Source organism: Streptomyces sp. NPDC059787 (assembly GCF_042732315.1).
Lineage (GTDB): Bacteria > Actinomycetota > Actinomycetes > Streptomycetales > Streptomycetaceae > Streptomyces > Streptomyces atrovirens.
This window is the reverse complement of record NZ_JBHWHX010000010.1, coordinates 66,281-91,241: the sequence shown is the minus strand read 5'-3', so window position 1 is coordinate 91,241 and position 24,961 is coordinate 66,281. Positions and strand designations below refer to the sequence as shown.

Below are 24,961 nucleotides of genomic sequence, written 5' to 3'. Positions count from 1 at the left end.
GGTCGTGCAGACTGGCGGGATGCGTACGGAGCTTGTTTCGGAGCCCGGTGATCCCGGCCGCCCCAACGAGGACTTCGCGAGCGTCGGGCTTCCGGCCTCCGGACAGGGCGGTTCGCTCGTGGTGCTGGACGGGGTCACACCACCGGGGGACGGCGGCGGATGTCTGCATTCCGTGCCCTGGTTCACCGCGCGACTGGGCGGGGCGCTGACCGAACTGACCGTTTCCCTCCCGGATGTTCCCCTGACCGAGCTGCTCTCCCGCGCCCTCGCGCGTACCGCCGCCGCTCACGCGGCAACCTGTGACCTTTCTCACCCCCGTACGCCGCAGGCGACCGTGGTGCTGGCCCGCTGGTCACCGGCCTCGGTGGACTACCTGGTGCTGTCCGACTCGGCCCTGCTCGTCGAGTCCCCCGACGGGACGGTCACCCCGTTCCTGGACGACCGTCTGGACCGGCTGCCCCGTTCGGCCCTGGCCTCCCACACCCTGGTGGACACCACGCTGCGCAACAAGGAGGGCGGCTTCTTCACGGCGGCGGCGGATCCCTCGGTGGCCTCCCGCGCGGTCACCGGTTCGCTGCCGCGCGACGGGGTGCGCGCCCTGGCCGCCCTGACGGACGGTGCGGCGCGCTGGGTGGAGAGGTTCCACGAGGGCGACTGGACGGACTGCCTCACCCTGGTCCGCAAGGAGGGTGCCCGGTCCCTGGTGGACCGCGTACGGGCCCTGGAGCGGGCGGGCGCGGACCGGGTGGCGCCGCGCCGCGGCAAGACGCACGACGACGCGACGGTGGTGTACGCCGAGCTGTCACCCCGTTAGCGGTATCCCGTACGGGGTCACTTCTCCATGCCCCGGTTGAGCTGGTTCAGCAGCCGGGCGAGCTCCGTGACCTCGTCGGGGTTCCAGTCGGCGAGCCGGCCGGCGTAGCGCGCGCGGCGGGCCTCGCGGACCCTGCGGACCCGTTCGTGGCCCTCCCGCGTGAGGGCGATCAGCCAGGCGCGGCCGTCGGCGGGGTCCGGCTCGCGGGCGACGAGGCCGAGCTGCTCCAGCGCGCGCAGCTGGCGCGACATCGTCGCCTTGCCGACGCCGATGTAGGCGGCGAGCTCGGTGGCCCGCTGCCGGCCGCACTCATCCAGACGGACCAGCAGCCCGTACGCGGACGGCTCCAGGTCGGGATGGACCGCGCGGGCCATCTCCCCCTGGCTGGCCCGGGCGCGTCGCAGCAGCACCGTCAACTCGCGTTCCAGCGCGAGGAATCCCGGCTGGTCCACACCCGGCGCGGGCTCCGGGGAGGCGGCGCGCTCTTCGCCTCGGTGTCCTTGTTCGTGCACGTCTGCCCCTGCTTCGGTTTTCCGGCTCTGAAAGTTTCCCGCCAAGTGGCGACGTCGCCGCAGCTCCACCAGTATTTCGCAGGCGTAGACCAACGGCGGCCGGGGGCGCCTCCCACGTCTTCCAGGCGGTGGGAGAGAACGCCCCGCCCCCGTCGTGGTCCACGTGTGCGGTTTCCCCACCAGGCGATTGCGTGGCACGCCCACCACATGGGACGTGGGTCACGTTCCGGGTTCGCCCCACACCGACCTTTCGGAGATGCGTCATGCCTGTGCACAGATCCGGCCCCCTCCGCATACGCGCGCTCGCGACCGCCGGCGCGGTCCTGCTCGCGGTGCTCTCCCTCCCCCACCCGGCCGTCGCGGCCGAATCCGCCCCCACCGCGCCTCCGCGCGGCTCCGCCCGCATGGGCATGGGTGTCGCCGCCCACGACGGCAGCGGCGGCCTCCCCACCGTCCGATCCACCCGGACGGAGGGTGTGGACGTCTCCAGCCACCAGGGTGACGTCGCCTGGGCGACCCTGTGGAACAGCGGGGTCCGCTGGGCCTACGCCAAGGCCACGGAGGGGACGTACTACACCAACCCGTACCACTCGCAGCAGTACGGCGGCTCCTACGACGCCGGCATGGTCCGCGGCGCCTACCACTTCGGTACGCCCGACACGGCGAGCGGCGCCGCCCAGGCCGACTACTTCGTCGACCGCGGCGGCGACTGGTCCGCGGACGGGCGGACCCTGCCGGGCGTGCTCGACATCGAGTGGAACCCGTACGGCGACGCCTGTTACGACAAGTCGCAGAGCGCGATGGTGAGCTGGATCCGCGACTTCCTGGAGCAGTACCGGTACCGCACCGGCCGGGACGCCGTCATCTACACGGCCACCAGCTGGTGGAAGCAGTGCACCGGCAACTACGCCGGCTTCGCCGCCACCACCCCGCTGTGGATCGCCCGGTACGCCTCCACCGTGGGCGAACTGCCCGCGGGCTGGAGCACGTACACGATGTGGCAGTACACCTCGACCGGCCCGACCGTCGGGGACCACGACCTCTTCAACGGCACCCTGGACCGGGTGCGGACCTTCGCGCTGGGCTGACCCGGCCGGTCCCTGCCGGGCGTGGAGGCCGTCGGCGAAGCCGGCGGCAGGACGCCGACGGGAGCGGATCTCCCGCCGGAACGGCCCACCGGCGGCGTGCCGCCGGTGGATCCGCTCCCGTCGTGGCCCCGGGGCCTGCGTCTGGAACCGGCCTGACAGATCCGCCGGCAGCGGCCGGGCGCGGTGAAGGCCCGGGCCTCCCTCACGGGACCCGGGCCTTCCTCATCCGATCGCGTCCGTCACGCCGCGACCGGAACCTCAGGCACCGCGCCGTTGGTGGCCGGCGACAGCGCCAGTTCCAGGACCTGGCGGACGTCGGTGACGGCGTGGACGTCGAGCTTGTCCAGCACCTCCGCCGGGACGTCGTCCAGGTCGGGCTCGTTGCGCTTGGGAATGATCACGGTGGTGATCCCCGCGCGGTGCGCGGCGAGCAGCTTCTGCTTCACCCCGCCGATCGGCAGCACCCGCCCGGTCAGCGAGACCTCACCGGTCATCGCCACGTCCGTGCGGACCAGCCGGCCGGAGAGCAGCGAGGCCAGGGCGGTGGTCATCGTGACACCCGCGCTCGGGCCGTCCTTGGGCACCGCGCCCGCCGGGAAGTGGATGTGCGCGCCCCGGTCCTTCAGGTCGCCCACCGGCAGCTCCAGTTCGGCGCCGTGACTGCGCAGGAAGCTCAGCGCGATCTGCGCGGACTCCTTCATCACGTCACCCAGCTGGCCGGTCAGGGTCAGCCCCGCCGCACCCGTCTCCGGGTCGGCCAGGGACGCCTCCACGTAGAGGACGTCCCCGCCGGCACCGGTCACCGCGAGCCCGGTGGCGACACCGGGGACGGCGGTACGGCGCTCGGCCGGGTCCTGGGCGGACTCGGGCACGTGGTGCGGCCGGCCGATCAGGCCCCGCAGGTCGCCGTCGGTCACGGTGAAGGGCAGCTTCCGCTCCCCCAGTTCGTGCTGGGCGGCGATCTTGCGCAGCAGCCGCGCGATGGACCGCTCCAGGGTGCGCACACCCGCCTCGCGCGTGTACTCGCCGGCCAGCTTGCGCAGCGCGCCCTCGTCGAGCGTCACCTCGTCCTCGGCCAGTCCGGCGCGCTCCAGCTGGCGCGGGAGCAGGTGGTCGCGGGCGATGACGACCTTCTCGTCCTCGGTGTAGCCGTCGAGGCGGACCAGCTCCATGCGGTCGAGCAGGGCCTCCGGGATGGCCTCCAGGACGTTGGCCGTCGCGAGGAACACGACGTCGGACAGGTCGAGCTCGACCTCCAGGTAGTGGTCCCGGAAGGTGTGGTTCTGCGCCGGGTCGAGGACTTCGAGCAGGGCCGCGGCCGGGTCGCCCCGGAAGTCGGAGCCCACCTTGTCGATCTCGTCGAGGAGCACGACCGGGTTCATCGACCCGGCTTCCTTGATCGCCCGCACGATCCGGCCGGGCAGCGCGCCGACGTACGTACGGCGGTGGCCGCGGATCTCGGCCTCGTCGCGGACGCCGCCGAGGGCGACGCGGACGAACTTGCGGCCCATCGCGTGGGCGACGGATTCGCCGAGCGACGTCTTGCCGACACCGGGCGGGCCCACCAGGGCCAGTACGGCACCGCCCCCCCGTCGCCCACCACCACCCTCAACCGAGGCGCTTCGCGCCGCCCCCTGGTCTCGCCGTCCGCCGACCACGCCCAGGCCCCGGTCGCCGCGCCGCTTGCGCACCGCCAGGTACTCGGTGATCCGCTCCTTCACGTCCTCCAGGCCCGCGTGCTCGGCGTCGAGGACCGCCTGGGCGCCCCGGATGTCGTAGGCGTCCTCGGTGCGCTCGTTCCACGGCATCTCCAGGACCGTGTCGAGCCAGGTACGGATCCAGGAGCCCTCGGGCGACTGGTCGGAGGAGCGCTCCAGCTTGTCGACCTCCTTGAGCGCGGCCTCGCGGACCTTCTCCGGCAGGTCGGCGGCCTCGACGCGGGCGCGGTAGTCGTCGGACTCCTCGCCCTCCTGCTCGCCGTTGAGCTCGCGCAGCTCCTTGCGTACGGCTTCGAGCTGGCGGCGCAGCAGGAACTCGCGCTGCTGCTTGTCGACGCCCTCCTGGACGTCCTTGGCGATGGTCTCGGCGACGTCCTGCTCGGCGAGGTGGTCGCGCAGCTGCTGGGTGGCGAGCCTCAGCCGGGCCACCGGGTCGGTGGTCTCCAGCAGGGCGGTCTTCTGTTCGGTGGTCAGGAACGGCGAGTAGCCGGAGTTGTCGGCCAGCGCGGAGACGTCCTCGATGGCCTGGACCCGGTCGACGACCTGCCAGGCGCCGCGCTTGCGCAGCCAGGCGGTGGCGAGCGCCTTGTACTCCTTGACGAGTTCGGTCACGTGCCCCGGCAGCGGCTCGGGCACGGTCTCGTCGATACGGGTGCCCTCCACCCACAGCGCGGCTCCCGGCCCGGTGGTCCCGGCGCCGATGCGCACGCGGTCCCGGCCGCGGATCAGGGCACCCGGGTCACCGTCGGCGAGTCTGCCGACCTGCTCGACCGTGCCCAGCACGCCCGTACCGGCGTACGTCCCGTCGACGCGTGGCACCAGGAGCACCTTGGGCTTTCCCGGTGCGGTGCGGGCGGCGGCCTGGGCGGCCTCCACCGCGGCGCGCACCTCGGAATCGCTCAGGTCCAGCGGAACCACCATCCCGGGCAGCACGACCTCGTCGTCGAGCGGCAGCACAGGCAGGGCGAGCGGTGTGGACTCAGCAGCCATGATCTCCCCTTCGGCAGTCAAGTTGAGCTATGCCGACTCAATGCTTGTGAGCCGCCGAATGTTCCCGGGACCGCGTTCGCTCTGAGCGATCACCGTCCCGGGGTGCCGGAGCCCCTGACCGCCTCGGAGAGGGAACTGTCAGGATGAACGCATGTCCACCCCGTACGACATTCCCGAACCCCCCGAAGTCCTGGACCGCCGCGAGGGCCCGTACGGCGAGGTCGTGCTGCGCAGGCACGGCGACCTGATGCAGATCATCGCCAACGGCTGCTTCCTGATGGACACCTCCGACGGCCGTTCGGAGCGGCGGCTCGTCGACGCCGCGCTGGCCGCCCTCGGCCCCCGCGCGGTGGACCCGCACGTGCTGATCGGCGGTCTCGGGGTCGGCTTCTCGCTCTCGCACGCCGCCGGGCAGCCCCGCTGGGGACGGATCGCCGTGGTGGAGCGCGAACCGGCGATCATCGAGTGGCACCGTGCGGGGCCACTGACCGGGCTCTCCGCGCGGGCCCTCGCCGACCCGCGCACGGAGATCGTCGAGGCGGATCTCGTCCGTTACCTCGATGAGACGTCGGACACGTTCGACGCGCTCTGCCTCGACATCGACAACGGGCCCGACTGGACCGTCACCGAGGACAACGACGGGCTCTACTCGGCGGCCGGACTGGCCGCCTGCGCAAGGGCGTTGAGGCCGGACGGGGTACTCGCCGTGTGGTCGGCGAAGCCGTCCCCGGAATTCGAGGGAACCTTGCGGAATGCCGGGTTCCAACAGGTGCGTACCGAAGAGATCCCCGTTGCCCGGGGCGTTCCGGACGTCGTGCACCTCGGCGTCCGCCCTGGATAGCAAAGCCGCGGTGGATCCCCGTACGCTGCTGCCCTGACGCGGTCATTCAAGCGTCAATCGCAGTGATGCGCAGACGACGGATCACCCCACGGATTCCGGAAAAAGCACACCTCAGGGGCGGGCGATGGAGCAGACACAGACCTCCCACAACGGCACGGCCACGACCACTCCCGGCGCCCAGCGCCGGGTCCTGGTGGTCGAGGACGACGCGACGATCGTGGACGCCATCGCGACTCGCCTGCGCGCCGAGGGATTCCTGGTGCAAACGGCGGGCGACGGCCCGTCCGCGGTGGACACGGCGGAGGCTTGGCAGCCCGATCTGCTGATCCTCGACATCATGCTGCCCGGTTTCGACGGCCTGGAGGTCTGCCGGCGCGTGCAGGCCCAGCGGCCGGTGCCGGTGATGATGCTCACCGCGCGTGACGACGAGACCGACATGCTGGTCGGGCTGGGCGTCGGCGCCGACGACTACATGACGAAGCCCTTCTCCATGCGGGAGCTGGCGGCCCGGGTGCACGTACTGCTGCGCCGCATGGAGCGGGCGGCCCTCGCGGCGACGACCCCGCGCAGCGGCATCCTGCGCCTGGGCGAGCTGGAGATCGACCACGCGCAGCGCAGGGTGCGGGTGCGCAGCGAGGACGTCCATCTGACGCCCACCGAGTTCGACCTCCTGGTGTGCCTGGCGAACACCCCCCGCGCGGTGCTCTCCCGTGAGCAGCTGCTGGCCGAGGTGTGGGACTGGGCGGACGCCTCCGGCACCCGTACGGTCGACAGCCACATCAAGGCGCTGCGCCGGAAGATCGGCGCCGAGCGCATCCGCACCGTGCACGGCGTGGGCTACGCCCTGGAGACGCCGACGCCATGAGCGACGGTCCGGCCGGACGCAGAGGCCCCGGGGCGCGGCAGCCCTGGGGCGGTGTACGCCCGTTCTCGATCAAGACCAAGCTGGGTGCGCTGGTCGTCGTCTCGGTCCTGATCACCACGGGACTGTCGGTGATCGCCGTGCACACCAAGACGGAGCTGCGCTTCATCACGATCTTCTCGATGATCGCGACGCTGCTCATCACGCAGTTCGTGGCGCACTCGCTCACCGCGCCGCTGGACGACATGAACGCCGTGGCCCGTTCCATCTCGCACGGCGACTACACCCGCCGGGTGCGCGAGAACCGCTGGGACGAGCTCGGCGACCTGGCCCGGACGATCAACGTCATGGCCGACGAGCTGGAGGCCCAGGACCGCCAGCGCAAGGAGCTGGTCGCCAACGTCTCGCACGAGCTGCGCACGCCCATCGCGGGCCTGCGCGCGGTGCTGGAGAACATCGTCGACGGCATCACCCGGGCCGACCCCGAGACGATGCGCACGGCCCTGAAGCAGACCGAGCGGCTGGGCCGCCTCGTGGAGACGCTCCTCGACCTGTCCCGCCTGGACAACGGCGTGGTGCCGCTGAAGAAGCGGCGGTTCGAGGTGTGGCCGTACCTGTCCGGGGTGCTGAAGGAGGCCAACATGGTCTCCACGGCCCGCGCGGGCATGGCCTCCGGATCGGGCAGCCACACCCGTACGGACGTCCATCTGCACCTCGACGTGTCGCCGCTGGAACTCGTCGCGCACGCCGACCCCGAGCGCATCCACCAGGTCGTCGCCAACCTCATCGACAACGCGGTCAAGCACAGCCCGCCGCACGGCCGGGTGACGGTCCGGGCACGGCCCGGGGACCAGCCGGAGTCGCTGGAGCTCGAGGTGCTGGACGAGGGGCCCGGCATCCCGCGGACCGAGTGGCACCGCGTCTTCGAGCGGTTCAACCGGGGCAACGTCAACCGGCCGCACGGTCCGGGCAGCGACGGCGGCACCGGTCTCGGCCTGGCGATCGCCCGCTGGGCCGTCGATCTGCACGGCGGCCGGATCGGAGTGGCCGAATCCGAGCGGGGCTGCCGGATTCTCATCACCCTTCCGGGAGCGTCATCCGTACCAAGTTGACGTAAAGTTCGAAGCGGAGCCGCAAGATCCATCCGTGTTCGCACTGACGGACACGTGTGATCAGGCAGAGGCCCGCGCGAACCGCGCGCCGGGGCCCCTCCGAGCGATCCCTGAAGCGGCCCGGAGACGCGGAACCAGGGTTGTTTCCCGCCATTTCCCGCGCCGAAACACCCGCCGTGATGTGACTTACACGACGATGGACGGGCCCGGCCTGACCTTCTCGCTCTCGGGGGCGTAGCCTTTATTTCCGCTGTCCATCATCTTGCGAAGCGGAAGAGGGCGGTTGACGCCGTGTCGCCACAGTCCCCCAGTAACTCGAGCATCTCGACCGACACCGACCAAGCGGGTAAGAACCCCGCTGCGGCCTTCGGTGCCAACGAATGGCTCGTCGACGAGATCTACCAGCAGTACCTCCAGGACCCGAACTCGGTGGACCGAGCCTGGTGGGACTTCTTCGCCGACTACAAGCCGGGCGCGCCTGCGACCTCGGCTCCGGCGGGTACCGCGGCCGCGGGGGCCGCGGGAACCTCCCCATCCCCGGCCCAGCCGGCCACCCCGGCCCAGCCCGCCGCGCCCGCTCCGGCGGCCGCGCGGCCCGCCGCCGCACCCGCCGCTCAGCCGGCCGCCAAGGCGCCCGCCGCCCCGGCCCAGGCTCCGGCTCCCGCCCCGGCGAGGGCCGCCGCGCCCGCCGCCAAGCCGGCCGCCGCGAAGCCCAAGGCCGAGCCCGCGACCGAGGCCAAGGCCGGCCCCGAGCAGGTCACCCTGCGCGGCCCGTCCGCCGCCGTGGCGAAGAACATGGACGCCTCCCTCGAGCTGCCCACGGCCACGTCCGTGCGCGCGGTCCCGGTGAAGCTCCTGTTCGACAACCGCATCGTCATCAACAACCACCTCAAGCGGGCCCGGGGCGGGAAGATCTCCTTCACGCACCTCATCGGCTACGCGATGGTGCAGGCCATCAAGGCCATGCCGGCGATGAACCACTCGTTCGCGCGGGTGGACGGCAAGCCGACCCTGGTGAAGCCGGAGCACGTCAACCTCGGTCTGGCCATCGACCTGGTGAAGCCCAACGGCGACCGCCAGCTGGTCGTCGCGGCCATCAAGAAGGCCGAGACGCTGAACTTCTTCGAGTTCTGGCAGGCCTACGAGGACATCGTCCGTCGCGCCCGCGACAACAAGCTGACGATGGACGACTTCACCGGCGTCACGGTCTCCCTGACCAACCCCGGCGGCCTCGGCACCGTCCACTCCGTGCCGCGCCTGATGCCCGGCCAGTCGGTGATCATGGGCGTCGGCTCCATGGACTACCCGGCGGAGTTCCAGGGCACCTCCCAGGACACCCTGAACAAGCTCGGCATCTCCAAGGTCATGACGCTCACGTCGACCTACGACCACCGGGTGATCCAGGGCGCCGCCTCCGGCGAGTTCCTGCGCGCGGTCGCCAACCTCCTGCTCGGCGAGAAGAACTTCTACGACGAGATCTTCGAGGCGCTGCGCATCCCCTACGAGCCGGTCCGCTGGCTCAAGGACATCGACGCCTCCCACGACGACGACGTCACCAAGGCCGCCCGCGTCTTCGAGCTGATCCACTCCTACCGGGTCCGCGGCCACGTCATGGCCGACACCGACCCGCTGGAGTACCGCCAGCGCAAGCACCCCGACCTGGACATCGTCGAGCACGGCCTCACCCTGTGGGACCTGGAGCGCGAGTTCGCCGTCGGCGGCTTCGCCGGCAAGTCCCTGATGAAGCTGCGCGACATCCTCGGCGTGCTGCGCGACTCGTACTGCCGCACCACCGGTGTCGAGTTCATGCACATCCAGGACCCCAAGCAGCGCAAGTGGATCCAGGACCGCATCGAGCGCTCGCACACCAAGCCGGAGCGCGAGGAGCAGCTGCGCATCCTGCGCCGGCTGAACGCGGCGGAGGCCTTCGAGACCTTCCTGCAGACGAAGTACGTCGGCCAGAAGCGCTTCTCCCTGGAGGGCGGCGAGTCCGTCATCCCGCTGCTCGACGCGGTGCTGGACTCGGCCGCCGAGTCCCGCCTGGACGAGGTCGTCATCGGCATGGCCCACCGCGGCCGGCTGAACGTGCTGGCCAACATCGTCGGCAAGTCGTACGCGCAGATCTTCCGCGAGTTCGAGGGCAACCTCGACCCGAAGTCGATGCACGGCTCCGGCGACGTGAAGTACCACCTGGGCGCCGAGGGCACCTTCACCGGCCTGGACGGCGAGCAGATCAAGGTCTCCCTGGTCGCGAACCCCTCGCACCTGGAGGCGGTGGACCCGGTCCTGGAGGGCGTCTCCCGCGCCAAGCAGGACATCATCGGCAAGGGCGGCACGGACTTCACCGTCCTGCCGGTGGCGATCCACGGCGACGCGGCCTTCGCCGGCCAGGGCGTGGTGGCCGAGACCCTGAACATGTCGCAGCTGCGCGGCTACCGCACCGGCGGCACGGTCCACGTCGTCATCAACAACCAGGTCGGCTTCACCGCCGCCCCGGAGTCGTCGCGCTCGTCGATGTACGCGACGGACGTGGCCCGCATGATCGAGGCCCCGATCTTCCACGTGAACGGCGACGACCCGGAGGCCGTGGTCCGCGTCGCGCGGCTCGCCTTCGAGTTCCGTCAGGCGTTCAACAAGGACGTGGTGATCGACCTCATCTGCTACCGCCGCCGCGGTCACAACGAGTCGGACAACCCGGCCTTCACCCAGCCGCTGATGTACGACCTGATCGACAAGAAGCGCTCGGTGCGCAAGCTGTACACCGAGTCCCTCATCGGTCGCGGCGACATCACCCTGGAAGAGGCCGAGCAGGCGCTGCAGGACTACCAGGGCCAGCTGGAGAAGGTCTTCACGGAGGTCCGCGAGGCCACCTCGCAGCCGGCCGCGGTCGAGCCCTCGGACCCGCAGGCCGAGTTCCCGGTCGCCGTGAACACCGCGGTGACCACGGAGACCGTCAAGCGGATCGCCGAGTCCCAGGTCAACATCCCCGACCACATCACCGTCCACCCGCGTCTGCTGCCGCAGCTCCAGCGCCGGGCGTCGATGGTCGAGGACGGCACCATCGACTGGGGCATGGGCGAGACCCTCGCCTTCGGCTCCCTGCTCCTCGAGGGCGTCCCGGTCCGGCTCGCCGGCCAGGACTCCCAGCGCGGCACCTTCGGCCAGCGCCACGCGGTCATCATCGACCGCAGCACGGGCGAGGAGTACACGCCGCTGCAGTACCTCTCCGAGGACCAGTCGCGGCTCAACGTCTACAACTCCCTGCTGTCCGAGTACGCGGCGATGGGCTTCGAGTACGGCTACTCGCTGGCCCGCCCCGACGCGCTCGTGCTGTGGGAGGCGCAGTTCGGCGACTTCGTCAACGGCGCGCAGACGGTCGTGGACGAGTTCATCTCGTCGGCCGAGCAGAAGTGGAGCCAGACCTCCGGTGTGGTCCTGCTCCTCCCGCACGGCTACGAGGGCCAGGGCCCGGACCACTCCTCGGCCCGCCCGGAGCGGTTCCTGCAGCTCTGCGCCCAGAACAACATGACGGTCGCGATGCCGACCTCGCCGTCGAACTACTTCCACCTCCTGCGGTGGCAGGTGCACAACCCGCACCACAAGCCGCTGGTCGTCTTCACCCCGAAGTCGATGCTGCGCCTGAAGGCCGCGGCCTCGAAGGCGGAGGAGTTCACCACGGGCCAGTTCCGCCCGGTCATCGGCGACGCCTCGGTCGACCCGGCCGCGGTCAGGAAGGTCGTCTTCACCGCCGGCAAGGTCTACTACGACCTGGAGGCCGAGCGGCAGAAGCGCGGCGCGACGGACACCGCGATCATCCGCATCGAGCGCCTGTACCCGCTGCCGGGTGCGGAGCTCCAGGCGGAGATCAAGAAGTACCCGAACGCCGAGAAGTACCTGTGGGCCCAGGAGGAGCCGGCGAACCAGGGTGCCTGGCCGTTCATCGCGCTCAACCTGATCGACCACCTGGACCTGGCGGTCGGCGCCGACGTCCCGCACGACGAGCGTCTGCGCCGCATCTCGCGGCCGCACGGCTCGTCCCCGGCGGTCGGCTCCGCGAAGCGCCACCAGGCCGAGCAGGAGCAGCTGGTGCGCGAGGTCTTCGAGGCGTAACCGGCAGCAGTACGCGCGCGGGCCGCACCCCTCTCACGGGGGGTGCGGCCCGCCCGTTTTCCCGCACATATCCTTGACCTCATGTACTTCACGGACCGTGGCATCGAGGAACTGGAGAAGCGGCGCGGGGAGGAGGAGGTCACCTTCGAGTGGCTGGCCGAACAGCTCCGCACCTTCGTCGACCTCAACCCCGACTTCGAGGTCCCGGTGGAACGCCTGGCCACCTGGCTGGCCCGCCTGGACGACGAGGACGAGGACTAGCACCCCACGGGGCGGCACCCCCGCCAAGCCAACCGCCCCCATCCGCACACCGCGTCGCCCGCGATCAGCCGCACGCGCCGCTCCTACGAACAGCCGCGCCCCCGCGTCTTCGCGTTCCCACGTTCCCGCATTCCCGCGGGCAGTCGTGCCCCCGCGTCTTCGCATTCCCGCGGGCAGTCGTGCCTCCCCCAGTGCCTTAAGGGCCTGGGAGGTACCCCCAGGGCGGCACGGGTGGGCGCGACGGCACCCCGCAAGCGCCGGGCAGCGCGACCCACCCCCGCCCAGCACCAACACCGGTACACATCGCCATCGGCACACTCACAGGCCGACGGATCACCAGAACGAGTGCCTTGACTTTCCCCTGCCGCGATATATCGTGAATCACGTAAGACGCGATATGCCGCGTCATCGTCGACCGCTTCGTTCCCAGGAGGTCCCCCATGCCCGAGTGGTCCGTCGCGGAACCCACAAAGCTCACCTTCGACACCCCCGTGAGCACCCTGCACGTCCGCATCGTCAACGGCACAGTGAACATCGTCGGCACCGACGCCCCCTCCGCCCACCTCCAGGTCTCCGAGATCGAGGGCCCACCCCTGGTCGTCACCCAGAAGGGCGGCACCCTCACGGTGGCCTACGACGACCTGCCCTGGAAGGGCTTCCTCAAGTGGCTCGACCGCAAGGGCTGGCACCGCAGCGCGGTGGTCTCCCTCGCCGTCCCGGCCCGGACCCGGGTCGAGGTGGGCGTGGTCGGCGCCGGCGCCGTGGTCTCCGGTATCCAGGGCGCCGCCTCGGTGAAGGGCGTCGCCGGCGACACCACCCTGGTCGCCCTCTCCGGCCCCGTCCGCGCGGACACCGTCTCCGGGAGCGTGGAGGCCCAGTCCGTCACCGGCGACCTCCGCTTCGCCTCCGTCTCCGGCGACCTCACCGTCGTCGAGGGCTCCGGCTCCTCCGTACGGGCGGACACGGTCAGCGGCTCCATGATCGTGGACCTCGACCCCGACGGCCCCACCGACGTCAAGCTGACCAGCGTCTCGGGCGAGATCGCCATCCGGCTGCCGGACCCGGCGGACGCCGAGGTGGAGGCCAACACCGCGAGCGGCGCGATCTCCAACGCCTTCGACGACCTCCGGGTACAGGGCATGTGGGGCGCCCACAAGCTCACCGGCCGTCTGGGCGCGGGCAGCGGCAAGCTGCGCGCCACCACCGTCTCCGGCTCCATCGCCCTGCTGCGCCGCCCGGCCGGACAGGACGAGCCCGAACCGCGGGACGACGCGGGAGACAATGCCGGTACGACCGACAAGAAGGTGCTCTGACATGCCCCCCGTCTTCGCCCACGGACGCCTCCGCCTCTACCTGCTGAAGCTGCTGGACGAGGCCCCGCGCCACGGCTACGAGGTGATCCGCCTCCTCGAGGAGCGCTTCCAGGGGCTGTACGCACCCTCCGCGGGCACGGTCTACCCGCGCCTGGCCAAGCTGGAGGCGGAGGGCCTGGTCACCCACACCACCGAGGGCGGCCGCAAGGTCTACTCCATCACGGACGCCGGCCGCGCCGAACTGGCCGACCGCAGCGGCGAGCTGGCCGATCTGGAGCTGGAGATCCGGGAGTCGGTCGCCGAGCTGGCCGCCGAGATCCGGGCCGACGTCAGCGGCGCGGCGGGTGATCTGCGCCGCGAGATGCGGGCCGCGGCCGGCAAGGCCCGCCAGAGCCGTACGGGCGGGGCGTCCACCGAGGAGGAAGGCGCTTTCGGCGACTTCGGGGTCTTCGGCAACAAGGACGCCTGGCAGGCGGCCAAGGAGGAGATGCGCCGCGCCAAGCAGGAGTGGAAGGAACAGGCCCGCCGCGCCAAGGACGAGAGCCGCCGCTCCCGCGAGGAGGCCCAGCGCGCCCGCCGCCAGGCCAAGGAGGCCCAGGACAGGGCGCAGGAGGAGGTGCAGCGCATCGTGCGCCAGGTCCAGGAGCAGGTGCAGGACCACTTCGCCCGGGGCGACTGGCCGACAGGCCTGCGGGAGGGCCTCGGTGAACTGGCCAAGGGGATGAGCGGATTCGGCAAGGACTTCGCCTTCGGTCGCACCGGCGCGGGGACCTCCGACAAGACCTCGGAGCCGTCGTACTCGGAGACGCCCGAGGACTTCCCCGCCGACTACACCCCGGCCTGGGCGCACGAGGACGCCTCGGACTCCACCGGCGACCCGGCCCGCGACCTGGACCGCCTGCTGGACCGCTTCCGGGACGACATCCGCGACGCGGCCCGCGACCACGGAGTCACCCCGGACCAGCTCCGCGACGCCCGCCGCCACCTGTCCACGGCGGCAACCCACATCGGGGTGCTCCTGCGCACGCCGAAGGGGTAAGCCTCCCGGCCCGACCGGACACGACCGGGCCCGCACCGGACCAACCCGACCGGGCCGGTGCCCTCGGGCCCACCCGCCCCGACGAGCCTCTGACGAGCCCGGCGGGGCCGCACCGGACCCGGCCGCGGCCCCACAACCGCCCTGCCCGCCCGAACCGAGCGGAGCCCTCCGGACTCACCCGCTCCCGATGAACCCCGGCCCGAGGGGCACGCCCCCGCCCGGCCGGACCGGCTCGGGCCGCCCCGCCTCGGGCCGCGCCTGCGCCGGGGTCAGCCCGCCTTGGCTTCGCCGCCCCCGTGGAGGACCCGGGTCACGGACTCGTACGTCACTCCGTGGTCGGCGAGGACCTCGGCGGGGACGCCGGGGCGGGTGGTCAGGGCGAGCAGAAGGTGCTCGTCGCCGATACGGCGGTCGCGCAGGGCGGTGGCGGCGCGCAGGGCGCCCGTGAGGACGTCCTTGGCCGCGCGGTCGAAGGGCCGGTGACCCGACCTCCGGCCCCCGGTCTTCCGGTCGCCGGACATCGCCCCGGCCCCGTGCACCTCCTCCACCCGGGCCACGATCTCCGACACGTCGATGCCGAGCCCGGCGAGGGCGTCGGTCTCGGCCTGCGTCAGCCCGGCCCGCCGCCGGGCCTCCCCCAGCGCCGCCCGCACCGACTCCCGCCGCTCACCGGCACCGAGGGCGGCCAGCGCGAACGAGGCCCGGCTCCCTTCCCGGTCGAGCAGGGCCAGCAGCAGATGCTCGGCACCGACCCGCTCGGCTCCCGTATCCTCCGCGTGCCCGACCGCCCCCTTCACCACATCACGGGCGTCCTTGGTGAACCGCTCGAACATCAATGCCTCCCGTACTTCTTGTGCACGGCCTGCCTGCTGACCCCGAGTTCGGTGGCGATCTCCTGCCACGACCAGCCCTGATGGCGCGCGTTGCGCACCTGCACGGTCTCCAGTTGCTCCAGCAGCCGGCGCAGGGCGGCGACGGCCCGCAGGCCGACCCGTGGGTCGCGATCGCCCGCCCGCTCGGCGAGGTCGGTTGCCTCAGTCATGATGTCAACATACGTTGACACTCCCCCGCCGTCAACCCCGGTTGACATGCCGACGGCCGGCCCGGAGACCCGGACCGGCCGTCGAGGCGAACCTCGCCCCTCAGGGATTCGTGAGCACGATCTTGCCGAACTGCCCGCCGGAATCCATCCGTTCGAAGCCCTCCCGCGCCCGGTCCATCGGCAGCACCTCGTCGATGACGGGACGCACCCCCGTGGCGGCGCAGAAGGAGAGCAGATCCTCCAGCTCGTCCTTGGTGCCCATGGTCGACCCGACGACCTTGAGCTCCAGGAAGAAGATCCGGGTCAGCTCGGCGTGCGAGGGCCGGTCACCACTGGTGGCACCGGAGATGACCAACGTGCCGCCGGGACGCAGCGACTTCACCGAGTGGGACCAGGTGGCGGCCCCCACGGTCTCGATCACCGCGTCGACCCGCTGCGGCAGCCGCGCCCCGGTCTCCACGGCCTCCACCGCCCCGAGTTCCAGCGCCCGCTTCCGCTTGGCCTCGTCCCGGCTGGTGGCGAAGACCCGCAGCCCCGCCGCCCTGCCGAGCACGATCGCGGCGGTGGCGACACCGCCCCCGGCCCCCTGCACCAGTACGGAGTCCCCGGGCCGCACTCCGGCGTTGGTGAACAGCATCCGGTACGCGGTCAGCCAGGCGGTCGGCAGACAGGCGGCCTCCTCGAAGGAGAGCTCCTTCGGCTTGGGCAGAACGTTCCAGGTGGGCACGGCGACCTGCTCGGCGAACGTGCCCTGGTAGCGCTCGGTCAGGATGGACCGGGGCTCGCGGGGACCCACCCCGTGCCCGCTCTGTCCGATCACCGAGTGCAGGACGACCTCGTTGCCGTCCTCGTCGACGCCGGCGGCGTCGCAGCCGAGGATCATCGGCAGCTTGTCCTCCGCGAGGCCCACGCCCCGCAGGGACCAGAGGTCATGATGGTTGAGGGAGGCGGCCTTGACCGTGACGGTGCTCCAGCCGGGCCGGGCCTCGGGAGCGGGACGCTCTCCCGACTCCAGACCCGCGAGCGGCTGGTCGCGGTCGATTCGGGCGGCGTAGACAGCGAACATGACCTTGACGATAGGTTCCCCGCCCCGCCGAAGGAACCAGGCCCCGCTGTGAGACACGCCCTCTTGCCACACGACGGGATCCGCCACCCGGGCGGCCCAAGCCCCCGGCACAGAGAATTGGCCCCGTCCACCCGGGGACGGGGCCAACCAGTGATCCGCGCACCTCAGCGGCGGGCGACACCCTCCGCCCGGGCGGCAGCGGCCACCGCGGCCGTCACCGCGGGGGCGACCCGCTCGTCGAACGGGGACGGGATGACGTAGTCGGCGGCGAGATCGTCACCGACCACCGAGGCCAGCGCCTCGGCCGCCGCCAGCTTCATCCCCTCGGTGATCCGGGAGGCCCGCACCTGCAGCGCGCCCGCGAAGATGCCGGGGAACGCCAGCACGTTGTTGATCTGGTTCGGGAAGTCCGACCGTCCGGTGGCCACGACCGCCGCGTACTTGTGCGCGACCTCCGGGTGCACCTCCGGGTCGGGGTTGGCCATGGCGAAGACGAACGCGCCCTCGGCCATCGACGCCACCGCCGGCTCCGGCACCGTGCCGCCGGAGACTCCGATGAAGACGTCGGCACCGGCCAGCGCCGACTCCAGCGATCCGGAGAGGCCGGCCTTGTTGGTGAACGACGCCAGCTCCGCCTTGATCGGCGTGAGGTCCTCGCGGTCCCGCGACACGACGCCCTTGCGGTCGGCCACGGCGACATCGCCGATACCGGCCTCGATCAGCATCTTGGCGATCGCGACACCCGCGGCGCCCGCGCCCGAGATCACGGCCCGCAGCTCACCGAGCGTCCGTCCGCTCAGCCGCGCCGCGTTCCGCAGCGCCGCCAGCGACACGACCGCCGTGCCGTGCTGGTCGTCGTGGAAGACCGGGATGTCCAGCCGCTCCTGCAGCCGCTTCTCGATCTCGAAGCAGCGGGGCGCCGAGATGTCCTCCAGGTTCACCCCGCCGAAGGACGGGGCGAGCCGGACCACGGTCTCGACGATCTCGTCCACGTCGGTGCAGTCCAGGGCGATCGGGACCGCGTCCACGCCGCCGAACTGCTTGAAGAGGATGGCCTTGCCCTCCATCACCGGGAGGGAGGCCTCGGGACCGATGTCACCGAGTCCCAGCACGGCCGTACCGTCCGTCACGACGGCGACGACCTGCGACTTCCACGTGTAGTCGTGGACGAGGTCCGGCTGCTCGGCGATCGCGCTGCACACCTTCGCGACGCCGGGCGTGTAAGCCAGGGACAGATCGTCCTTGTCACGGATCGGCACGGTGGCCTGCACAGCCATCTTGCCGCCGCGGTGCAGCGCGAACGCCGGGTCGAAGGAGTCAAGGGGCTCGGCCCCGTTGCCCTGCTCCGTACGACCGTTCCGGCTTTCGCTGTCGCTGCGAGGATTGACAATCTCCGCTGCCACTTGGTTTTACCCCTTAAGTGTTCATGGTTTGAGGGTTGCCACTCCTGGTGAGGGGTGGGCGGGACCGCGCAAGGCCCGGAGGGTTGATGCGTACGGGCCGAACGCGACGGGCGCGCCGCACACGCGCCCTGAGCCCCGGATGAGGGGTGTAAAGAACCTTCTTACCGGACGGACGCCGTCGGCGACGAGTCCATAACGCGAAGGTCACATGCCGCCGCTCTGAATTGTCGCTCCATATCAGGACAAGGTCGGGACGGTCTACGAGCAAGCCCACAATCACGACAAAAACCACGGCGGACGAGTCCGCATCCTGGAATGAGCCGAAGATTTTCCGGCCGGAACGGATGATTCCCGCAGAGTGTCCGGTCAGATGTCCCGGAGTGGTGCGGTTCGAGTGTCACCCGTTATCCGATTTTGACATCGCGGGTCCCCTGAATGGCTCAGACCGAATGGCAAGATGCCGTAATCGCACGAGGTCGCGACACTCGAAGACGTGTGTTCTCGTCGACCTGCGGCGCTGTCGGTACCCATCGGCAGTGGCCCACCCATCGGCATCTCCACCCATCCGCCGGAGGAACCCACCATGACCGCAAGCACCACCCGTCGTACCACCGCCGCGCGTTCCCGTCTTGCAGCGGCCGGCGCGATCGCGGTCGCAGGCGCACTGCTTCTCACCGGCTGCGGTGACCAGACGGACAAGAGCAGCGACAGCAACACCGCCGACTCGTCCAGCGCGCCCCTCGCCGACAAGCTCCCGGCCGACATCCGCAAGGCGGGCGTCATCAAGGTGGGCTCCGACATCGCGTACCCGCCGGTCGAGTTCATGAAGGACGGCAAGGCCGTCGGTATCGACCCCGACATCGCGGAGGCCCTGGGCAAGCAGCTCGGGGTGGAGTTCGACTTCCAGAACGGCAAGTTCGACCAGCTCATCGTCGGTCTGCAGTCCGGCCGCTTCAACGTGATCATGTCCGCGATGAACGACACCGCGGACCGCCAGAACGGCATCGACTCGGACACCGGCAAGAAGGCCGGCGACGGCATCGACTTCGTCGACTACTTCACCGCCGGTACGTCGATCCTCGTCCAGAAGGGCAACCCCAAGGGCATCAAGTCCCTGGACGACCTGTGCGGCCAGGTGGTGGCGCTGCAGCGCGGCACCACCTCCGAGGGCATCGCGAACGCGCAGAACAAGAAGTGCACCGAGGACGGCAACAAGGCGATCAAGCTCCAGACCTACGACACCGACCCCGAGGCGCTGCTCCGGCTGAAGCAGGGCGCGTCCGTCGCCGACCTGAACGACTTCCCGGTCGCGGCGTACAACGCGAAGACGTCGGGCGGCGGCAAGGACTTCGAGGTCGTCGGCGAGCAGATCGAGGCCGGTCCGTACGGCATCGGCGTCAGCAAGGAGAGCACCCAGCTTCGGGACGCCCTCCAGGCGGCCATGAACGCCATCATCGAGAACGGCGAGTACACGAAGATCCTGGAGAAGTGGAACGTCACGGACGGTGCGGTGACCGAGGCGAAGATCAACGGCGGTTCCTGAACCTCGGCGACACTGAAGGGCAGTCACTGTGACAGACACGGTTGACAAGGTTCCGGCGTCATCGGTGCCGCCGGAGCAGATCAAGGCGATTCCGGTGCGCCACTACGGCCGCTGGGTGGCCGGCGCGGTGGTCATCGCCATCCTGGTGCTGATCGGGATCGCCTTCTCCAACGCGAACATCAACTACGGCATCATCCCCGACTACCTCACGGACGGCACGATCCTGTCCGGCGCCTGGCACACGCTGTACATCTCCGTGCTCGCCATGGTGCTCGGCCTCGTCCTGGGCGTGATCCTCGCGGTCATGCGGATGTCGTCGAACCCGGTCACCAGCACGGTGGCCTACTTCTACGTCTGGTTCTTCCGCGGCACGCCGGTCCTGGTCCAGCTGCTCATCTGGTACAACATCGCGCTGGTGTTCCCCGTCCTCAACCTGGGGTTCTACAAGGACGAGATGAACCAGGTGATGACGCCGTTCCTGGCGGCACTGCTGGGTCTCGGCCTCAACGAGGCCGCGTACATGTCCGAGATCGTCCGTGCGGGCATCCAGTCCGTCGACGAGGGACAGACGGAGGCGTCCCACGCGCTGGGCATGACCCAGGCCAAGACGCTGCGCCGGGTGGTGCTCCCACAGGCGATGCGGGTGATCGTGCCGCCGACGGGCAACGAGTTCATCAACATGCTGAAGACCTCGTCGCTCGCCTACGCGGTGCAGTTCAACGAACTCATCAAGCGGTCCACCGACGTCTCCAGTACCTCACTGGCGGTGGTCGAGATGTACTTCGTGGCGTCCATCTGGTACTTGGCCCTCACCAGCGTCTTCAGCGTCGGCCAGTACTACCTGGAGCGCCGCTACGCCCGTGGCTCGACGCGTAGTCTGCCGCCGACGCCGCTGCAGCGCCTGAAGAAGAACCTCCGCCTGTTCAACTCCTTCGGCCGCCCGGAGGTGACCCGATGAGCAAGATCGACAAGGACGTGGTGAGCGGCCCGAGCGGTCACCCGATGGTCAAGGCGGAGGGCGTGCACAAGTCCTTCGGCCTCGCGCACATCCTCAAGGGCATCGACCTGGAGGTGAACGCGCGGGAGGTGTTCTGCCTGATCGGTCCGTCCGGCTCCGGCAAGTCCACGTTCCTGCGGTGCATCAACCACCTGGAGAAGATCAGCGCCGGCCGGCTGTCCGTCGACGGTGAGCTGGTCGGCTACCGGCAGAAGGGCGACAAGCTCTACGAGCTCAAGGAGAAGGAGGTCGCGGCGCAGCGACGGGACATCGGCATGGTGTTCCAGCGCTTCAACCTCTTCCCCCACATGACGGCGCTGGAGAACGTCATGGAGGCTCCGGTCCAGGTCAAGCGCGAGACCAAGGCCGTGGCCCGGGAGCGTGCGGAGCGGCTCCTTGACCGGGTCGGCCTCGGCGACCGCAGGGGCCACTACCCCGCCCAGCTCTCCGGTGGTCAGCAGCAGCGCGTCGCCATCGCCCGCGCGCTGGCGATGCAGCCCAAGCTGATGCTCTTCGACGAGCCGACCTCGGCGCTCGACCCGGAGCTCGTCGGCGAGGTCCTCGACGTCATGCGCGACCTCGCCGAGGACGGCATGACGATGATCGTCGTCACCCACGAGATGGGCTTCGCCCGGGAGGTGGGCGACTCGCTGGTGTTCATGGACGACGGCGTGGTCGTCGAGTCCGGCCACCCGCGCGAGGTGCTGACGAACCCGCAGCACGACCGCACCAAGTCGTTCCTGTCCAAGGTGCTCTGACCGCGGACGAGCGCGCACGGCGAAGGGGCGGTACGGACTTCCGTACCGCCCCTTCGCGTTCCCCCCGGCTACTTCAGCGCCAGCAGCAGGGTGTCCGACGGCGAGCACCACACCGCCCGCGCCTCGCCGAACCCCTTCTCGCCCAGCACGCGCGCGTGCCACGCGGCCGGCGGCATGTCGCCGTCGGCGTGCTCGCCGTAGATCTCGAACCGGCGGGCCGTCGGTCCGGCGAGGACCGGGTCCTCCGCCGCGAGCTGCCACCACTGGGCCCAGTCGAGGGCACCGTCCGCCTTGGCCTGATCCATACGGGTGTGGCGCAGGGCGCGCTCGGCCGCGTTGATCCGGGGCGTCGTGTCGTCGATCATGTGGTCCGCGTTCATGAAGACACCGCCGTCGCGGACGAGCCCCGCGATGTGCCCGTAGAGATCCGCGAGGGGTTCCCGGTGCAGCCAGTGGAGGGCGGTCGCGGTCAGCACGGCGTCGTAGGAGTCGTACGGCAGTCTCGCCGGCCACTCGGGGTCCTTGAGGTCGGCCGTGACGAAGGAGACCCGCCCGTCCTCCTCGAACGTGCCCTCCGCGATGGCGAGCAGCGCCGGGTCCAGGTCGACGCCGGTGCTGGTGGCGTCCGGGAACCGGTCGAACAGCCGGGCGGTGATGCTGCCCGTGCCGCAGGCGAGGTCGAGCACGCGCGGCGCGGTGCCGACGAGGGCCTCCACCATGTCGAGCATGACCCGGAAGCGTTCCTCGCGGTCCGGCATGTACCACTCCTGCTGCCGGTCCCAGCTCTCCTGCCAGGCCCGCCAGTCGGCGGCGGCCGTGGTGGTGTCCGCGTCCGTCATCGAGCGCCTCCCTCGCATACGTCCCGTAATACCCTGGGTGCGGAATCGTCCATTACAAGACCGCGCTCCTGACGATAGATCTCCTGCGTAAGGACTACAAGTGGAACTGGCCTATTACTCGGATTACGCCGTGCGCCTCGTCAACACCGAGGAACCGGCCCGGGGGAAGGACACGCTGACCTCGGTCGAGGCCGTCCGCGATCTGTTCGGCGCCAACCAGTCGGCCGCCCGGCGCACCACCGACGCCGATGTGACGCGGTTCCGCTCGGTCCGGGCCAGGCTCCGCTCGGTCTTCGAGGCGGCGGACGGCGGCGACGAGACCCTCGCCGTCGACCTGCTGAACTCACTGCTGCTGGAGTTCCCGGTCAGCCCGCAGATCTCCGGCCACGACTTCCGCGACGACGACGGCCGCCCGCTGTGGCACATGCACCTGGCCGACCACCCGTCCAACGCCACCGCCGGCTACGCCGCCATCGCCGCGATGGGCCTGGCCTTCCACCTCACCGAGTACGGCGTGGACCGTCTCGGCCTGTGCGAGGCGTCGCCCTGCCGCAACGCCTACCTGGACACCTCCACCAACCGCTCCCGCCGCTACTGCTCCGACCGCTGCGCCACCCGCGCCAACGTGGCCGCCTACCGCGCCCGCAAACGCCTGGAGGCCGACCGGCCGGAGAGCACGGGCCGGGCCGACGACAGCGCCCAGCCCACCACGGCCAGCGGCGAACGCCGCTCGGAACCGCGCGGCCGGTAGCGGAAGCGGACCCGGCCGAGCACCAGCTCGTCGGGCACCACCCCGTAGTCGGTGCTGTCGCCGCCCGCGAACGCGTTGTCCCCGAGCACCCACCAGCCGCCGTCGCGCCGCTCGGCGGCCCGCTTGACGACGAGCAGGTCCTGCTGGAACGGATGCCGCAGCACGATCACGTCCCCGCGTTTGACCCGGGCGCCGTAGTGCACCAGGAGCCGGTCCCCGTGGTGCAGCGTGGGCACCATGGACGGCCCGGTCACCTCGGCCACCCCGAAGGGCAGCGGCGCCCTCGCCCGCTCGGCGTCCTGCGACAGCTCCGGCATCTCCCGGCACCTCCCCGGTTCGTCCTCCACCAGTCTCAGTCTCACCCCGGACTTTTGTCCTAAGCCCGCGGGGGCACCCGCGAAAAGCCGTCCGCCACGGAGTAATGTCCAGTGTGAGAAGACGATCACGAGGAAGGAAACGCTCCATGCTTTCCCGCCTGTTTGCCCCCAAGGTCAAGGTCAGCGCCCACTGCGACCTGCCCTGCGGCGTGTACGACCCGGCCCAGGCCCGCATCGAGGCGGAGTCGGTGAAGGCCGTCCAGGAGAAGATGGCCGGCAACGACGACCCGCACTTCCAGGCCCGTGCCACGGTCATCAAGGAGCAGCGCGCCGAGCTGGCGAAGCACCACGTCTCCGTGCTGTGGAGCGACTACTTCAAGCCCCCGCACTTCGAGAAGTACCCGGAGCTGCACCAGCTGGTCAACGACACCCTGAAGGCCCTCTCGGCCGCCAAGGCGTCCACGGACCCGGCCACCGGCCAGAAGGCGCTGGACTACATCGCCCAGATCGACAAGATCTTCTGGGAGACCAAGAAGGCCTGACCCGGCCCGACCCGCGCGACGACCGGCGATCGGTGCGCCGTCGCGGGTTCGCGGACACTTCGAAGGGTTCCGTGCCGTTTCTGCGGCCGGGGCCCTTCGGCGTATGCGGGACGGCTGCCGCGGTCACGCGGGCCGTGGGATGCTGGGCGGATGGAGCTGGAGGATCTGGTGCGGCTGCGGCGGGCCCGGGACCGGATGGACCGGGAGTACGCCGAGCCGCTCGACGTCCCGGAGCTGGCGCGGACCGCGCTGATGTCGGCCGGACACTTCCAGCGCAGCTTCCGCGAGGCGTACGGGCAGACGCCGTACGCCTATCTCATGACCCGGCGCATCGAGCGCGCCAAGGCGTTGCTGCGGCGGGGCGATCTCACGGTGACGGAGGTGTGCCTCGCGGTCGGCTGCACCTCGCTCGGGTCGTTCAGCTCGCGGTTCACCGAGCTGGTCGGGGAGACGCCGAGCGCGTACCGGGCCCGGTCGCACGAGGAGAGCGCGGTCGTTCCGCCGTGCGTGGCGCGGATGTACACCCGGCCGGTCCGGGGCCGGGCGCGTGTCGATCCGAGCGAAACCTTCTAGCGTGGGCGCATGGACACAGGAAACGACGTACGGCTCGCCCAGTGCTTCATCGCCGTCGACGACCACGACAAGGCGCTGGCCTTCTACCGTGACGTGCTCGGTCTCGAAGTCCGCAACGACGTGGGGTTCGAGGGGATGCGCTGGGTGACGGTCGCCTCGCCGGAGCAGCCGGACGTGGAGATCGTGCTGGAACCGCCCGCCGCGAATCCGGACGCCTCCCCCGGTGACAAGCAGGCGATGGCCGAGCTGTTGGCCAAGGGCATGCTGCGCGGGGTCAACTTCACCACCACCGACTGCGACGCCCTCTTCGAGCGCGTCCGCGCCGCCGGTGTGGATGTGCTCCAGGAGCCGGTGGACCAGCCGTACGGAATGCGTGACTGCGCGTTCCGTGACCCGGCGGGGAACATGCTGCGGTTCATGGAACGGCCCAGGGCCGAGTAGTGGCGTAGCGCTCGCTCTACGATCGGACG

At 70.7% G+C, this 24,961-nt stretch carries 24 protein-coding genes; 16 read left to right on the top strand and 8 right to left on the bottom strand.

The window, feature by feature from the left end:
• Positions 1-19 precede the first annotated feature (19 nt).
• Positions 20-814, top strand: a complete 795-nt coding sequence (locus ACFV5H_RS12085) for a protein phosphatase 2C domain-containing protein (RefSeq protein ID WP_385047637.1) — start codon at positions 20-22, stop codon at positions 812-814.
• 17 nt (positions 815-831) lie between these two features.
• Here the strand turns inward: ACFV5H_RS12085 and ACFV5H_RS12080 are convergent, their stop codons facing one another.
• Positions 832-1,326, bottom strand: coding sequence for a MarR family winged helix-turn-helix transcriptional regulator (locus tag ACFV5H_RS12080; RefSeq protein WP_385047635.1), 495 nt, complete (start codon positions 1,324-1,326; stop codon positions 832-834).
• Positions 1,327-1,589: 263 nt separating this feature from the next.
• On the opposite strand from ACFV5H_RS12080, the gene ACFV5H_RS12075 reads away from it, so the two are divergent.
• The gene (locus ACFV5H_RS12075; RefSeq protein WP_385047633.1) at positions 1,590-2,414 is read left to right on the top strand and encodes a lysozyme; all 825 of its coding nucleotides are present in this window, start codon (positions 1,590-1,592) and stop codon (positions 2,412-2,414) included.
• Between the two features lie 239 nt (positions 2,415-2,653).
• On the opposite strand, the gene lon is transcribed toward ACFV5H_RS12075, so the two are convergent.
• Positions 2,654-5,122, bottom strand: coding sequence for an endopeptidase La (lon, locus tag ACFV5H_RS12070; protein ID WP_385047630.1), 2,469 nt, complete (start codon positions 5,120-5,122; stop codon positions 2,654-2,656).
• Between the two features lie 151 nt (positions 5,123-5,273).
• Between lon and ACFV5H_RS12065 the strand changes: the two genes are divergently transcribed.
• The 7 genes from ACFV5H_RS12065 (at position 5,274) to ACFV5H_RS12035 (ending at position 14,660) form a co-directional block, all read left to right on the top strand.
• Positions 5,274-5,963 carry a spermidine synthase gene (locus tag ACFV5H_RS12065; RefSeq protein WP_385194341.1) on the top strand — a complete coding sequence of 230 codons (690 nt, stop codon included), beginning with the start codon at positions 5,274-5,276 and terminating at the stop codon, positions 5,961-5,963.
• Positions 5,964-6,087: 124 nt separating this feature from the next.
• Positions 6,088-6,828 (top strand): response regulator transcription factor, encoded by a 741-nt coding sequence (locus tag ACFV5H_RS12060; protein WP_385047626.1) that lies wholly within the window; start codon positions 6,088-6,090, stop codon positions 6,826-6,828.
• A complete protein-coding gene (locus ACFV5H_RS12055; RefSeq protein WP_385194338.1) occupies positions 6,825-7,937 on the top strand; it encodes an ATP-binding protein in 1,113 nt (370 codons plus the stop codon). The genes ACFV5H_RS12060 and ACFV5H_RS12055 overlap by 4 nt, the downstream gene beginning before the upstream one ends.
• A 291-nt stretch (positions 7,938-8,228) precedes the next feature.
• Positions 8,229-12,047: a multifunctional oxoglutarate decarboxylase/oxoglutarate dehydrogenase thiamine pyrophosphate-binding subunit/dihydrolipoyllysine-residue succinyltransferase subunit gene (locus tag ACFV5H_RS12050; RefSeq protein WP_385194335.1), complete on the top strand. Its 3,819-nt coding sequence runs from the start codon at positions 8,229-8,231 to the stop codon at positions 12,045-12,047.
• Positions 12,048-12,128: 81 nt separating this feature from the next.
• Positions 12,129-12,308, top strand: a complete 180-nt coding sequence (locus tag ACFV5H_RS12045; protein ID WP_128557595.1) for a DUF6104 family protein — start codon at positions 12,129-12,131, stop codon at positions 12,306-12,308.
• A 440-nt stretch (positions 12,309-12,748) separates the two neighbouring features.
• Positions 12,749-13,621 (top strand): DUF4097 domain-containing protein, encoded by an 873-nt coding sequence (locus ACFV5H_RS12040; RefSeq protein ID WP_385051969.1) that lies wholly within the window; start codon positions 12,749-12,751, stop codon positions 13,619-13,621.
• Position 13,622: 1 nt separating this feature from the next.
• On the top strand, positions 13,623-14,660 hold the full coding sequence (locus tag ACFV5H_RS12035) for a helix-turn-helix transcriptional regulator (protein WP_385051966.1): 1,038 nt from the start codon (positions 13,623-13,625) through the stop codon (positions 14,658-14,660).
• A gap of 269 nt (positions 14,661-14,929) precedes the next feature.
• Here ACFV5H_RS12035 and ACFV5H_RS12030 read toward each other — a convergent pair whose 3' ends face one another.
• From ACFV5H_RS12030 to ACFV5H_RS12015, 4 genes are all read right to left on the bottom strand, one after another.
• Entirely contained in the window at positions 14,930-15,493 is a 564-nt protein-coding gene (locus tag ACFV5H_RS12030) for a Clp protease N-terminal domain-containing protein (protein WP_385051963.1), read from the bottom strand.
• A complete protein-coding gene (locus tag ACFV5H_RS12025) occupies positions 15,493-15,702 on the bottom strand; it encodes an HTH domain-containing protein (RefSeq protein ID WP_030219802.1) in 210 nt (69 codons plus the stop codon). Before ACFV5H_RS12025 ends, ACFV5H_RS12030 begins: the two co-directional genes overlap by 1 nt.
• A gap of 100 nt (positions 15,703-15,802) precedes the next feature.
• Entirely contained in the window at positions 15,803-16,768 is a 966-nt protein-coding gene (locus ACFV5H_RS12020; protein ID WP_385051960.1) for a zinc-binding dehydrogenase, read from the bottom strand.
• Positions 16,769-16,932: 164 nt separating this feature from the next.
• Complete coding sequence (locus ACFV5H_RS12015) at positions 16,933-18,171, bottom strand: NADP-dependent malic enzyme (protein ID WP_085571545.1); 1,239 nt, start codon at positions 18,169-18,171, stop codon at positions 16,933-16,935.
• Between the two features lie 583 nt (positions 18,172-18,754).
• On the opposite strand from ACFV5H_RS12015, the gene ACFV5H_RS12010 reads away from it, so the two are divergent.
• Genes ACFV5H_RS12010 through ACFV5H_RS12000 form a run of 3 tightly spaced genes read left to right on the top strand, consistent with a single transcriptional unit; the run spans position 18,755 to position 21,469 of the window.
• Positions 18,755-19,714 (top strand): ABC transporter substrate-binding protein, encoded by a 960-nt coding sequence (locus ACFV5H_RS12010; protein ID WP_385051957.1) that lies wholly within the window; start codon positions 18,755-18,757, stop codon positions 19,712-19,714.
• A gap of 28 nt (positions 19,715-19,742) precedes the next feature.
• Positions 19,743-20,672, top strand: coding sequence for an amino acid ABC transporter permease (locus tag ACFV5H_RS12005; protein ID WP_385051954.1), 930 nt, complete (start codon positions 19,743-19,745; stop codon positions 20,670-20,672).
• Positions 20,669-21,469 carry an amino acid ABC transporter ATP-binding protein gene (locus ACFV5H_RS12000; protein WP_385051951.1) on the top strand — a complete coding sequence of 267 codons (801 nt, stop codon included), beginning with the start codon at positions 20,669-20,671 and terminating at the stop codon, positions 21,467-21,469. Before ACFV5H_RS12005 ends, ACFV5H_RS12000 begins: the two co-directional genes overlap by 4 nt.
• 68 nt (positions 21,470-21,537) lie before the next feature.
• Here ACFV5H_RS12000 and ACFV5H_RS11995 read toward each other — a convergent pair whose 3' ends face one another.
• Positions 21,538-22,308 carry a class I SAM-dependent methyltransferase gene (locus ACFV5H_RS11995; RefSeq protein WP_385051948.1) on the bottom strand — a complete coding sequence of 257 codons (771 nt, stop codon included), beginning with the start codon at positions 22,306-22,308 and terminating at the stop codon, positions 21,538-21,540.
• A gap of 100 nt (positions 22,309-22,408) precedes the next feature.
• Between ACFV5H_RS11995 and ACFV5H_RS11990 the strand changes: the two genes are divergently transcribed.
• Positions 22,409-23,059, top strand: coding sequence for an ABATE domain-containing protein (locus ACFV5H_RS11990; protein WP_073932419.1), 651 nt, complete (start codon positions 22,409-22,411; stop codon positions 23,057-23,059).
• Here the strand turns inward: ACFV5H_RS11990 and sodX are convergent.
• The gene (sodX, locus tag ACFV5H_RS11985) at positions 22,942-23,376 is read right to left on the bottom strand and encodes a nickel-type superoxide dismutase maturation protease (RefSeq protein WP_085571550.1); all 435 of its coding nucleotides are present in this window, start codon (positions 23,374-23,376) and stop codon (positions 22,942-22,944) included. The two genes, ACFV5H_RS11990 and sodX, sit on opposite strands and share 118 nt — an antisense overlap.
• A gap of 146 nt (positions 23,377-23,522) precedes the next feature.
• Between sodX and sodN the strand changes: the two genes are divergently transcribed.
• The 3 genes from sodN to ACFV5H_RS11970 all read left to right on the top strand — a co-directional run bounded on the left by sodN (position 23,523) and on the right by ACFV5H_RS11970 (position 24,932).
• Positions 23,523-23,918 (top strand): superoxide dismutase, Ni, encoded by a 396-nt coding sequence (sodN, locus tag ACFV5H_RS11980; RefSeq protein WP_004983535.1) that lies wholly within the window; start codon positions 23,523-23,525, stop codon positions 23,916-23,918.
• A 150-nt stretch (positions 23,919-24,068) separates the two neighbouring features.
• On the top strand, positions 24,069-24,491 hold the full coding sequence (locus ACFV5H_RS11975) for a helix-turn-helix transcriptional regulator (protein ID WP_385051944.1): 423 nt from the start codon (positions 24,069-24,071) through the stop codon (positions 24,489-24,491).
• A gap of 9 nt (positions 24,492-24,500) precedes the next feature.
• A complete protein-coding gene (locus ACFV5H_RS11970; protein WP_385051942.1) occupies positions 24,501-24,932 on the top strand; it encodes a VOC family protein in 432 nt (143 codons plus the stop codon).
• Positions 24,933-24,961 lie beyond the last annotated feature (29 nt).